Below are 11,863 nucleotides of genomic sequence, written 5' to 3' on the forward strand. Positions count from 1 at the left end.
GTCTGTCAGGCCGGGTCGAGCGACTCAGGCGTGGTGCAGGCGAGCGGTCGCGCGAGGGGTCGGGCGGTCGGTGGCCTCGACGGGGCGGGCCTGCGGCGCGCGGCGCGAGGTGCGGACCGCGTCGACGACGGCGACGGCGGCCAGGACCAGGCTCAGGGCGACGACGATGGCGAAGCCGATGAACCAGGGGGCCAGGTTGGGAAGCAGGTCGAACGTCATGACAATCTCCTTCTACAGGTGTAGTTACTACTTATGTAGAAGATACGCCCGGGGGTGCCCGGAGACAACACGTGGACAATGTCTCCTGCGCCACATCCCCGCCCGCACCGCCCGCACCCGCCGATCTGGAGACCAGGAGCACCCATGGCCCGTCCTGCTGCCGCCGAACGCCGCTCGCTCCTGCTCGACGCCGCTCTCGACGTCGTGGTCGAGCAGGGCCTGCGCGGGCTCACCCACCGCGCGGTCGACCGGTCGACCGGGCTCGCCGAGGGCACGACCTCGGCCTACTTCCGCACCCGCCAGGCGCTCCACCTAGCCCTGGCGGAGCGGATCACCCAGCGCCTGATCGACGACGTGGACAGCGTGCTGCGCGAGACCGCCGAGCACGACCCGGGCAGCACCGAGGCCCTGGACGCGGTCGCCGCGATGTTCGCCCGGTGGCTCGACGAGAGCCCGTTGCTGCTGGCCAAGATCGAGCTCACGCTGGAGGCCGGCCGCGACCCGGTCATCGCCGAGGCCGTCGGGGCCGGCCGGGCCCGGGTGATCGACCTGGTGGCCGGCGCGCTGGGGGCCCGCGACGTGCCCTGTCCCGCGTCGGACGCCGCGGTCGTCGTCGCGTCCTTCGACGGCATCCTGCTCGCCGCCCTCGCCCTGCCGCGCGACGGGCGCGACGCCTTCGTCGCCGACGCGCTGAGGCTCACGCTCCGCGACCGACCCGACTGGCCGACCGGCTGAGCTGCTGAGCTGCTGAGCGGCTGACCGGCTGGCCGGCTGGCCGGCTGACCGCGAGTCGGGGATCAGCGGTCGGGCTGGTGGGCCAGCGGCTCCTCGACCGCGAGGTCGGCCTGGACCCGCGGGTCGTCGGCGTCGGCGTGGTAGTCGCCGGGATCGGTCACGTCGGTGCCGTTGGGCACCTTGAGGGCGTGGAGCACCAGCGTCAGCAGGACCGTGACGACCAGGTTGAGCCCGAACGCCGTGATCGCGATGTAGCCCATGTCGCCCAGGCCGGGCACCTCGGCCAGGCTCCCGCCGAAGTGGTCCGTGGAGGTGCTGGCGACGCCGTAGGCCTCGACGGTGCCGTAGACGATGCCGACGGCCCAGCCCACCAGCAGCGCCTTGCGGTGGAACCAGCGCGTGTAGAGGCTGAACACGATCGCGGGGAACGTCTGCAGGATCCAGATGCCGCCGAGCAGCTGGAAGTTGATCGCGTTCTGCTTGTCGAGGGTCAGCACGAAGACCAGCGCGAACGCCTTGACCACCAGCGACATCAGCTTGGAGACCTTGGCCTCCTGCTGCGGCGTCGCGTCCTTCTTGAGCCACTCCTTGTAGATGTTGCGCGAGAAGGTGTTGGCCGCGGCGATCGACATGATCGCCGCCGGCACGAGCGCACCGATGGCGATCGCGGCGAACGCGACGCCGACGAACCAGTCGGGGAAGAAGTCCTCGAAGAGCTGGGGCACGACGAGCTGGGCGTTCTTCTTGCCGTCGAGGCCGGTCACGTCGGTGCCGGCGGCGATGGCCACCCAGCCCAGGAGCGCGAGCAGACCGAGCACGAAGGAGTACGCCGGCAGGATGGCGGCGTTGCGGCGGATCGTGTTGCGGCTGCCGGAGGACAGGCTGGCGGTCACCGAGTGGGGGTACATGAACAGCGCCATCGCCGAGCCGAGGCCCAGGGTCGCGTAGGCCCACATCTGGCCGTCGCCGGGGATGAAGCTCCCGGTCGGCGCGCCGGTCTTGGGGTTGGGCGCGGCCATCTTGTCCTTGGCCGCCCCGAAGATCTCGTCCCAGCCGCCGACCTGCGAGGGCAGGTAGATGACGGCCACGATGATCACGATGTAGATCAGGGCGTCCTTGACGAACGCGATCACCGCCGGCGCCCGCAGGCCCGAGGACCAGGTGTAGGCCGCGAGCACGGCGAACGCCACGAGCAGCGGCGCGTCCTTGGCCAGGACGTTGTCGCCCCCGCCGACGCCGGCGACCTCGAGGACCGCCTGGATGCCGACGAGCTGCAGGGCGATGTAGGGCATCGTCGCCACGAACCCGGTGACCGACACGGCCAGCGAGAGCTGCCGGTCGTCGTACCGGCCGCGGACGAAGTCGGCGGTCGTGACGTAGCCGTGGCGGTGGCTGACCGACCACAGCCGCGCCATGAAGACGAAGATGATCGGGTAGAGGATGATCGTGTAGGGCACGGCGAAGAACCCCGCGACCGCACCGAGCGAGAACATCGCGGCCGGCACGGCCACGAACGTGTAGGCGGTGTAGAGGTCGCCCCCGAGCAGGAACCACGTGACCCAGGTACCGAACTTGCGGCCGCCGAGCCCCCACTCGTCGAGGCTGTCGAGCTTCTCGCCACGTCGGAACCGGGAGGCCATGAAGCCCAGCACGGTGACCACGAGGAACAGGGCGATCAGCACGACCAGCGCGGTCCAGTTGACGCTGGAGTCGGTGACCAGCGGCGCGCTCATCGCTTGCCCCCGCGGGCGCTCTGCACCAGCTTGTAGGCGGTCCACGTCAGTGCCGAGCAGACGAACACCCAGACGAACTGGTACCAGAAGAAGAACGGGACGCCGCCGATGCTGGGGTCCTCGCGGGCGTAGGCGGGCACCCAGAGCAGGGCCACCACGGGGATCGCCAGGCACACGCACGCGGCGACGATCTTGCGCCGGTCGGTGGGGGGGACGTCGAGGTGCTGGCGGTCGGGGCGCTGCTGCTCGCCCGAGCTCCCGAGACTCATGTGACGGACGTTACCCCGTCGGCCCGTCCTCAGTGAAGGCCGTTGGACCGGGTCGGTGCGGGCGGGCGCGGCTCGCGGAGCCAGGTCGAGAAGAAGTCGTCGAGCTGCTGGCCCGAGATCCGCTCGGCGAGCGTGCGGAACGCCCAGGTGCTGCCGGTGCCGTGTCGTCGGTCGTGGGTCCAGGTGCGCAGCAGCCGCCAGAACCGGCGCTCGCCGATGCGGTGACGCAGCGCCTGGAGCGTCATCGCACCGCGCTGGTAGACGGCCGGGTCGAAGATCCGCCCGGCGCCGGGGTCGGTCAGGTCGACGCGCCAGAACCAGCGCGAGCCGACCTGGTCGTCGCGCGCCCCCCGCAGCCACTGCTGCGCGCTCGGACCGCCGTGGCGCTCGGCGTAGGCGACCTCCATGAAGGTCGCGAACCCCTCGTTGAGCCAGATGTCGCGCCACCGCTGCAGCGACACCGAGTCGCCGAACCACTGATGGGCCAGCTCGTGCACGAGCAGGCCTCGCGCGGGCGGGCCGGGATAGACCGGACGGGTCTGGTTCTCGAGTGCGTAGCCGACCCGCTGCGAGGTGACCAGTCCCCCCGTCGACTCGAACGGGTAGGGACCCAGCCGCGTCTCGAGCCAGGCGGTGATCGCGCCGGTACGGCGCAGGCTGGTCGCCGCGCGGGACCGCTCGGAGGACGGGAGCGACCTGGAGACGGCGGTGTACGACGCCAGCCCGGCCCGCGAGGTCTGCTCGACGTCGTACCGGCCGAGGGCGAAGAACGCGCTGTAGGTGGTCATCGGGTGCGCCGAGCGCCAGTGCGTGGTCGCCTCGGCGCCCGTGAGCGTGCGCTGGACAGGGAGCCCGTTGGAGACCGCCTGGTAGCTCGCGGGACCGGTCACGGTGATGTCGAAGGTCGCCTTGTCACGGGGGTGGTCGTTGGCGGCGAACCACCACGGCGCCATGTGCGGCTGTCCGACCGTCACGACCTCGTCGGCCCCCACCAGCCAGCGCGACTCGCCCGCGTAGGAGATCCGGCTGGGGTCCCCGGCGTAGCCCACGACGACGTCGACGTCCGTGCCGCGGACCAGGGGCTCCTGCGGCGTGATCCGCAGCTCGTGTCGTGCGGGCTTGTCGAACGTCGCCGGCCTGCCGTCGACCGTCACCGTCGAGACCGGCAGCAGCAGGTCGAGACCGAAGCGCGACAGGTCGGCGGTGGGCCGGACCCGCAGGGTCGTCGTACCGGTCAGCCGACCGGTGTCGAAGTCATAGCGGACGGCGATGTCGTAGTGGCGCACGTCGAGGCCACCGTTGCCGTCGAGCGGCCAGTAGGGGTCACCGATCCCCGACGCGCCCACCTGCGGCCGGGCCGGGGGCATCGGGTTGGAGGGTCTGGCCGCGCTGGACGGAGCCAGGGCCGCCAGGGCGGTCACGGCCAGCACCAGGACCGGGGCCACCAGCCGGACGGCCCGAGAACGCATGGCCCGAACCTAGACCTACCCGACCGCGGCCCCGCTCGCGCTGCCTGCGGGTCGCCGTCGCGGTCAGCAGGATCCGATGTTCCGTACCCGTCCCCTACGTCGGTCGAGGTGCGAGGAGCCCTGGCGACGAGCCTCGAGACCCCGCAGCCGATCTCGGCGACCTGGTCTGCTACGTGCGTGGTTTCGAGGCTCGCTCCGCTCGCACCTCAACCACCGTTGGTCCCGATCCACGACATGACGTGCTTGACGCGGGTGTAGTCCTCGAAGCCGTACATGGACAGGTCCTTGCCGTAGCCGGAGTGCTTGAAGCCGCCGTGTGGCATCTCGGAGACGAACGGGATGTGGGTGTTGACCCAGACCACACCGAAGTCGAGTCGCTTCGACATCCGCATCGCGGTGCCGTGGTCGCGGGTCCACACCGACGACGACAGGCCGTAGCGCACGTCGTTGGCCAGGCGCAGCGCCTCGGCCTCGTCACCGAACCGCTGCACGGTGATGACCGGCCCGAAGATCTCGTCCTGCACCTGCTCGTCGTCCTGGCGTACGCCGGACACGACGGTCGGCTCGTAGAAGTAGCCGACGTCACCGACCCGTGCGCCGCCGGTCTCGAGCACGGCGTGGTCGGGCAGCCGGTCGACCATCGCGGTGACCCGGGCCAGCTGGTCGGCGCTGTTGAGCGCGCCGTAGAACGCGTCCCCGTCGCTGGGCGGGCCGGTGCGCAGCCCGCGCACGGCCTCGGTGAGCGCGGCGACGAACTCGTCGTGCACGCCCGAGCCGACCAGGACCCGGGCGGCCGCGGTGCAGTCCTGTCCGGCGTTGAAGAGTCCGGCCTCCGCGATCGCACCGGCGGCCTTGGCCACGTCGGCGTCGTCGAACACGACGACCGGCGCCTTGCCGCCGAGCTCGAGGTGGACCCGCTTGACGTCGGCCGCCGCAGCGCCGGCGACCTCCATGCCGGCGCGCACCGACCCGGTGATCGACACCATCTGGGGCGTGCGGTGGGACACCAGCAGCCGTCCGGTGTCGCGGTCGCCGCACACGACGTTGAGCACGCCGGGCGGCAGGAACTCCTGGCAGATCTCGGCGAGCAGCGTCGAGCTGGCGGGCGTGGTGTCGCTGGGCTTGAGCACCACGGTGTTGCCGGCGGCCAGGGCGGGCGCGATCTTCCAGATCATCATCATCAGCGGGTAGTTCCACGGCGTCACCTGCCCGACGACGCCGACCGGCTCACGTCGCACGTACGACGTGTGGTCGGCGAGGTACTCCCCCGCCGACGTGCCCTGGAGCACGCGCGCGGCACCGGCGAAGAACCGGACGTGGTCGGAGCTGGGCGGCAGCTCCTCCGAGGCGGTCAGGCCCACCGGCTTGCCGGTGTCGCGCACCTCGACGTCGACGATCTCGTCGGCGCGGGCGTCGATCGCGTCGGCGATGTGGAGCAGCGCCCGGGCCCGCTCCTGCGGGGTGGTCTCGCCCCAGGTCTCGAAGGCGGTCGCGGCGGCGGCGTAGGCCCGGTCGACGTCCTCGGTGCCCGACAGCGGCGCCCGGGCGTAGACCTCGCCGGTGCTGGGGTCGACGACGTCGTACGTCGTCCCGGACGCGGCCGCGACGAGCTCGCCGCCGATGACGTTGTGGAAGGTCGGCTCGGCTGGCATGACATGCACCCTAGTTGCGGATTCCGTCGCGTGTCGACGGTCTGACCACGGATCCGCTTGCTCCAACGCCACTTGACCGCGCACGATGGGGGCATGTCCCACGACTCTCATCTCGCCGACGGCCCGGCCGGCACCTTCGACGAGGGCCACCTGCAGCGGGCCGCCAAGGACCACCTCTGGATGCACTTCACCCGCCACGGCGCCTACGACACCGCCGACGTGCCGATCATGGTCCGCGGCGAGGGCGTGCACCTCTTCGACTCGAAGGGCAAGCGCTACCTCGACGGGCTGGCCGGGCTGTTCGTGAGCCAGCTCGGGCACGGCCGCGAGGACCTGGCCGAGGCCGCCGCCGCCCAGGCCAGGCAGCTGGCGTTCATGCCGCTGTGGTCCTACGCCCACCCGAGCGCGATCGAGCTGGCCGAGAAGGTCGCGTCCTACGCCCCCGGCGACCTCAACCGCGTCTTCTTCACCAGCGGGGGCGGCGAGGCCGTCGAGTCGGCGTGGAAGCTGGCCAAGAACTACTTCAAGCTCACCGGCAGGCCGATGAAGCACAAGGTCATCAGCCGCACCATCGCCTACCACGGCACCACGGCGGGAGCACTGTCGATCACCGGCCTGCCGCTGCTCAAGCAGCAGTTCGAGCCCCTGGTGCCCTCGACGTTCCGAGTGCCCAACACCAACATCTACCGCGCGCCGGCCGGCACCGCGGGACCCGACGGCGACGACGACGAGGCCTTCGGACGGTGGGCCGCCGACCAGATCGGCGTCGCGATCGAGAACGAGGGCCCCGACACCGTCGCGGCCGTCTTCCTCGAGCCCGTCCAGAACGCCGGCGGCTGCTTCCCACCGCCGCCCGGCTACTTCCAGCGGGTCCGCGAGATCTGCGACGAGCACGACGTGCTGCTGGTCTCCGACGAGGTCATCTGTGCGTTCGGGCGCCTCGGGCACATGTTCGGCGCGGAGCGCTTCGGCTACCAGCCCGACATCATCACCTGCGCCAAGGGCATCACCTCGGGCTACGCCCCCCTCGGCGCGATGATCGCCAGCGACCGGCTGATGGCGCCGTTCCTGGAGGACAAGGCGATGTTCGCCCACGGCTACACCTTCGGCGGCCACCCGGTCTCGACCGCGGTCGGGCTCAAGAACCTGCAGATCTTCGAGGAGGAGGGCGTCCTCGAGCACGTGCGCACCCACGCGCCCCACTTCCGGTCGACCCTCGAGCGGCTCAAGGACCTGCCGATCGTCGGCGACGTGCGCGGCGACGGGTTCTTCTACGGCATCGAGCTGGTCAAGGACCAGACCACCCGCGAGAGCTTCACCGCCGAGGAGTGCGAGCGGCTGCTGTTCGGGTTCGTCTCCAAGCAGCTGTACGCCGAGGGGCTCTACTGCCGCGCCGACGACCGCGGCGACCCGGTGATCCAGCTGGCCCCGCCGCTGGTCTGCGACCAGACGCACTTCGACGAGATGGAGCAGATCCTGCGCACCGTCCTGGACAAGGCCGGCTCGATGATGTGAGACGACCGGCCCTACTAAGGTCGGTGCGGTGACACCTTCACCGGCCCCGCTCGACGACGTCGCCAAGGCGATCATCGAGCAGCTCCAGCACGACGGCCGCCAGTCCTACGCCTCCATCGGCAAGCAGGTCGGGCTGTCGGAGGCCGCCGTGCGCCAGCGCGTCCAGAAGCTCGTCGACGCCGGCGTGATGCAGATCGTGGCGGTCACCGATCCCATGCAGCTGGGCTTCGCCCGCCAGGCCATGATCGGCGTCAACGTCACCGGCGCCTTCGAGCCGGTCGCCGACGCCCTGGCCGCGCTCGACGAGGTCGACTACGTCGTGGTGACGGCCGGACGCTACGACCTGCTGGCCGAGATCGTCTGCGAGAGCGACGACCACCTGCTCGACCTGATCTCCACCCGGATCCGGGCCATCCCCGGCGTGGCCGCGACCGAGACGTTCATGTACCTCGGCCTGCGCAAGCAGTCCTACTCGTGGGGCGTCCGCTAGGAAGGGTCGTCCAGGGCCACTCTGGTATATCTCTACTTAGTCTGGTGACTTAAGGAGATACCGTGGCCGACCAACGCGAGGACCCCCCGACCGGCAGCTACCGCCGGGCCGACTGGGCGGCGTACCGCGAGGCCCGCGTGCGCAGCGAGGCCGCCGGGTCCAGCGCGCCCCTCGTCGTCGACGTACGCCCGCACGACGACTGGCTCGACGGTCACCTCCCCGGCGCGCTGCACCTGCCGGTGCACGAGGTCGAGACCGCCGGCGGCCGGGTGCCGCCGGGCGAGCTGTGGGTGCACTGTCGCTCCGGCTACCGCGCCGGGATCGCCGCTCGCCTGCTGCACCTCGCCGGCCGCGACGTCGTCCACGTCGACGACGCCTGGGAGCGCGTCGGCGAGCTGCACATCGAGACCACCGCCGCCGCGGCCTGATGACAATCCCGTTGCGCGCGCCGGGCACCGGCGTCCATCCTGGGCACCGAGTCGTCGGTGAGCGCACCGGTGCCGTCCGAGAGGAGCTGACATGTCCATGACTGTCCCTGGCCTGCCCGCAGACCACGCCCCCCTCCTCGAAACGAGCACCACCACCCATGACCTCCCAGGACTCCACTCCTGACCCCTCCCACCCCTTCGCGCTCGACTGGACGACCTACGACGACGTCGACGACGGCGCCCAGCGCTGGTCGACCTGGCTCAGCGTCGAGCCACTGTCCCGAGGGCCCGAGCCCCGGCCCGACTGGGTCGTGACGTCGCAGGGCGCCGTCGACACCGAGCTCGGCATCCTCAAGACCGGCAAGGAGGCCGACGTCTTCCTGCTCGAGCGCGCCGACCCGCTCGAGCCCGACCGGGGCGTCGTGATGGCCGCCAAGCGCTACCGGTCGGCCGATCACCGCACGTTCCACCGCTCGGCGGGCTACACCGAGGGCCGCGCCATGAAGCGCTCGCGCGACGAGCGCGCGGTCAAGCGCAAGTCCACCTTCGGCCGGCTCGTCGCCTCCGGCGAGTGGGCCGCCTCGGAGTGGGACGCCCTCAAGCGGCTGTGGTCGCTCGGCCTGCCGGTGCCCTACCCGGTGCAGATCGACGGCACCGAGATCCTCATGGAGTGGATCACCGTCGACGGCGACAGCGCCCCTCGGCTCGCCCAGACACGGCCCGAGCCGGCCCTGCTGGCGTCGTACTTCGACCAGCTGCGCGACGCGCTGGCGACGATGGTGCAGGCGGGGGTCGTGCACGGTGACCTGTCGGCCTACAACATCCTGGCCGCCGGCGAGCGCCTGGTGATCATCGACCTGCCGCAGATCGTCGACCTGGTGGGCAACGTCAACGGCTTCGACTACCTGCTGCGCGACTGCACCAACATCTGCACCTGGTTCCGCGGCAAGGGGCTCGAGGGCGCCGACGAGCAAGAGCTGTTCGGTGACCTGATGGCCCACGCCTTCTGAGCGCCGACGTAGCCTCGGTGCCGTGAAGCGCACCCGGGGACGCGTGGTCCACGTCGAGTCGCTGGCCGAGCTCGACCGCCGGCTCGCCGCGGGTGCCACGCGCCTCGGGTCCTGGCGGCTGCACCGCCTCGACCTGGTCGGTCGCGCGGCCGCGCTGGCGGCGTACGACGTGCGCGGGACGACGTTCCTGGGCTGCTCCTTCGCGCCGGGCGAGGCCGACGCGCTGGTCGCGGCGGGCGCCCTGGTGCTGCCGACGGTGGGGTCCTCGCCGCTCGACGTCTACCGCCCCCACCTCTACACCGCCGACGAGCTCTACGACCGGACGCCCTACCCGCGCAGCCTCGACGCGCGCGCCTACGCCTGGGCCCAGCGCGTGCCCGGTCGCGACGACTCCCTCGCCGCGGCCCTGCACGACCACGCGATCGACGACGCCCTGACCCGGTTCGTGTCGGGGCGTCGGATCGCCGGGGTGATGGGCGGGCACGCCGCCCAGCGCGGCGAGCCGGGCTACGCCGACGCGGCCCGGCTCGGTCGGGCACTGGGCGGGTCGCTCGTCGTCGCGACCGGCGGCGGGCCCGGGGCGATGGAGGCCGCCAACCTCGGCGCCCGCCTCGCGGACCTCGACGCGTCGGCGCTCGACCAGGCGCTGGTGGCGCTGGCCGAGGTGCCGTCGTACCGGCCCTCGGTCGACGACTGGCTGGCCTGCGCCCGGGCCGCCGTCGCCGGGCTCCCGGAGCCGCACGCCACCCTGGGGGTGCCGACGTGGCACTACGGCCACGAGCCGCCCAACGTCTTCGCGACGACGATCGCCAAGTACGTCGGCAACGCCGTGCGCGAGGCGGTCCTGCTCGAGATCTGCAACGCCGGCATCGTCGTCCTTCCCGGCGCGGCCGGGACGGTCCAGGAGGTGTTCCAGGACGCGTGCGAGAACTACTACGCCGAGGAGACCTCGATCGCGCCGATGGTCCTCGTGGGACGGACCTACTGGACCGACACCTACCCGGCCTGGCCGCTGCTGGAGTCGCTGGCGCGAGGTCGCGCGATGCAGGACCATGTGCACCTCGTCGACACCGTCGACGAGGCGGCCGCGCTGCTCACGGCCTGATCGCTCAGCCGGGCAGCGCGTTCCACTCGGCACGCGCCGCGATGGCCTCGCGGTAGTGGCCGATCAGCGCCTCGTTGACCGAGCGCCACGACCGGTCCGCGACGGCCGCGCGGGCCGCCATGCCCATCCGTCGCCGGCGGGCGGGGTCGGCGTGCAGGACGTCGACGTACGACGCCAGGTCGGCCGCGTCGCCGGGCCGGTAGAGGAAGCCGGTCGTGCCGTCGTCCACCACGTCGACCGGTCCGCCCTGGCGCGGGGCGACCACCGGGACGCCGGACGCGAGGGCCTCCTGGGCCGACTGGCAGTAGGTCTCGTGCCGTCCGGTGTGGACGAAGACGTCGAGCGAGGCGTAGGCCGCGCCGAGGTCGTCGCCGTGCAGGACGCCGAGGAAGTGCGCCCGGGGAAGCAGCGCACGCAGCCGCTGCTCCTCCGGTCCCCCGCCGACGACCACCAGTGCGTGACGGGGGTCGTCGGCCAGGACGGTGAGCAGCTCCAGCTCCTTCTCCGGGGCGAGCCGACCGACGTAGCCGACGAGCAGCCGGTCGTCGGTGCCGAGGAGGCGGGCCCGCAGGGCGGGATCGCGGCGGTCGGGGCGGAACTGCTCGAGGTCGACGCCGCGCGGCCACAAGGCGGTGCCGGGGACGTCGAGGTCGGCCAGCTGTCTCAGGCTGGCGGACGAGGGGGCCAGGGTGCGGTCGACCCGGGTGTGGATGCGGCGGGTGAGGGCCGCCATCGCCGCGGCGCCCCCGGGGACGTCGTACCGCTCGGCGAAGCCGACCAGGTCGGTCTGGTAGATCGCCACGCTCGGGATGCCGAGCTCGGACGCCACCTTGGCGGCCTGGTAGCCCAGGGTCGCGGGCGAGGCGATGTGGACGACGTCGGGGGCGAAGCGCAGCATCGTGCGGCGCAGCCGGCGTCGGGTCTCGAGGCCGATCTTGAAGTCCTTGTAGAACGGCAGGGTGGCGCCGCGGGCGTGTCGCACGCGGAACCCGGCGTAGACGTCGGGCCCGGTGGGGGCCACGACCTCGGCCTGGTGGCCCTCGGCTGCGAGGTGGTCCAGGACCCGGCGTACGGATCCGGTCACGCCGTTGACCTGAGGGAGGAACGACTCGGCGACCACCAGGACGCGGAGCCGGGCCTCACCGACGGGATAGGTGGGGGGATGTGCAGGACGGGCGAGCGGGAGCACGTCGGCCATGACGCTGACGCTAGGCATCCTCCGTCAACGACCGGCGGTC

12 protein-coding genes are annotated in these 11,863 nt (G+C 71.9%); 6 read left to right on the plus strand and 6 right to left on the minus strand.

What is annotated here, in order from left to right; genetic code table 11:
• Window positions 1–24: 24 nt before the first annotated feature.
• The gene (locus FJQ56_RS14225) at window positions 25–219 is read right to left on the minus strand and encodes a hypothetical protein (RefSeq protein WP_140010209.1); all 195 of its coding nucleotides are present in this window, start codon (window positions 217–219) and stop codon (window positions 25–27) included.
• A gap of 144 nt (window positions 220–363) precedes the next feature.
• On the opposite strand from FJQ56_RS14225, the gene FJQ56_RS22200 reads away from it, so the two are divergent.
• Window positions 364–954, plus strand: a complete 591-nt coding sequence (locus FJQ56_RS22200) for a TetR/AcrR family transcriptional regulator (RefSeq protein WP_170215413.1) — start codon at window positions 364–366, stop codon at window positions 952–954.
• 62 nt (window positions 955–1,016) lie between these two features.
• Here FJQ56_RS22200 and mctP read toward each other — a convergent pair whose 3' ends face one another.
• From mctP to FJQ56_RS14250, 4 genes are all read right to left on the minus strand, one after another.
• A complete protein-coding gene (gene mctP, locus FJQ56_RS14235; RefSeq protein WP_140010210.1) occupies window positions 1,017–2,687 on the minus strand; it encodes a monocarboxylate uptake permease MctP in 1,671 nt (556 codons plus the stop codon).
• Window positions 2,684–2,956: a DUF3311 domain-containing protein gene (locus FJQ56_RS14240; protein ID WP_140010211.1), complete on the minus strand. Its 273-nt coding sequence runs from the start codon at window positions 2,954–2,956 to the stop codon at window positions 2,684–2,686. The genes mctP and FJQ56_RS14240 overlap by 4 nt, the downstream gene beginning before the upstream one ends.
• A 29-nt stretch (window positions 2,957–2,985) precedes the next feature.
• Window positions 2,986–4,425 (minus strand): M1 family metallopeptidase, encoded by a 1,440-nt coding sequence (locus tag FJQ56_RS14245; protein ID WP_140010212.1) that lies wholly within the window; start codon window positions 4,423–4,425, stop codon window positions 2,986–2,988.
• A gap of 206 nt (window positions 4,426–4,631) precedes the next feature.
• A complete protein-coding gene (locus FJQ56_RS14250; RefSeq protein ID WP_140010213.1) occupies window positions 4,632–6,077 on the minus strand; it encodes a gamma-aminobutyraldehyde dehydrogenase in 1,446 nt (481 codons plus the stop codon).
• A gap of 93 nt (window positions 6,078–6,170) precedes the next feature.
• Between FJQ56_RS14250 and FJQ56_RS14255 the strand changes: the two genes are divergently transcribed.
• The 5 genes from FJQ56_RS14255 (at window position 6,171) to FJQ56_RS14275 (ending at window position 10,625) form a co-directional block, all read left to right on the plus strand.
• Window positions 6,171–7,592, plus strand: a complete 1,422-nt coding sequence (locus FJQ56_RS14255; RefSeq protein ID WP_140010214.1) for an aspartate aminotransferase family protein — start codon at window positions 6,171–6,173, stop codon at window positions 7,590–7,592.
• 28 nt (window positions 7,593–7,620) lie between these two features.
• Complete coding sequence (locus FJQ56_RS14260; protein WP_140010215.1) at window positions 7,621–8,082, plus strand: Lrp/AsnC family transcriptional regulator; 462 nt, start codon at window positions 7,621–7,623, stop codon at window positions 8,080–8,082.
• A gap of 62 nt (window positions 8,083–8,144) precedes the next feature.
• Window positions 8,145–8,510: a rhodanese-like domain-containing protein gene (locus tag FJQ56_RS14265; protein ID WP_140010216.1), complete on the plus strand. Its 366-nt coding sequence runs from the start codon at window positions 8,145–8,147 to the stop codon at window positions 8,508–8,510.
• 158 nt (window positions 8,511–8,668) lie between these two features.
• Window positions 8,669–9,520, plus strand: coding sequence for a serine protein kinase RIO (locus FJQ56_RS14270; protein ID WP_140010217.1), 852 nt, complete (start codon window positions 8,669–8,671; stop codon window positions 9,518–9,520).
• A 22-nt stretch (window positions 9,521–9,542) separates the two neighbouring features.
• Window positions 9,543–10,625 carry an LOG family protein gene (locus FJQ56_RS14275; protein ID WP_140010218.1) on the plus strand — a complete coding sequence of 361 codons (1,083 nt, stop codon included), beginning with the start codon at window positions 9,543–9,545 and terminating at the stop codon, window positions 10,623–10,625.
• Between the two features lie 4 nt (window positions 10,626–10,629).
• Here FJQ56_RS14275 and FJQ56_RS14280 read toward each other — a convergent pair whose 3' ends face one another.
• A complete protein-coding gene (locus FJQ56_RS14280) occupies window positions 10,630–11,823 on the minus strand; it encodes a glycosyltransferase family 4 protein (RefSeq protein ID WP_140010219.1) in 1,194 nt (397 codons plus the stop codon).
• Between the last annotated feature and the right edge of the window lie 40 nt (window positions 11,824–11,863).

The organism is Nocardioides plantarum (assembly GCF_006346395.1).
GTDB classification, from domain to species: Bacteria; Actinomycetota; Actinomycetes; order Propionibacteriales; family Nocardioidaceae; genus Nocardioides; species Nocardioides plantarum.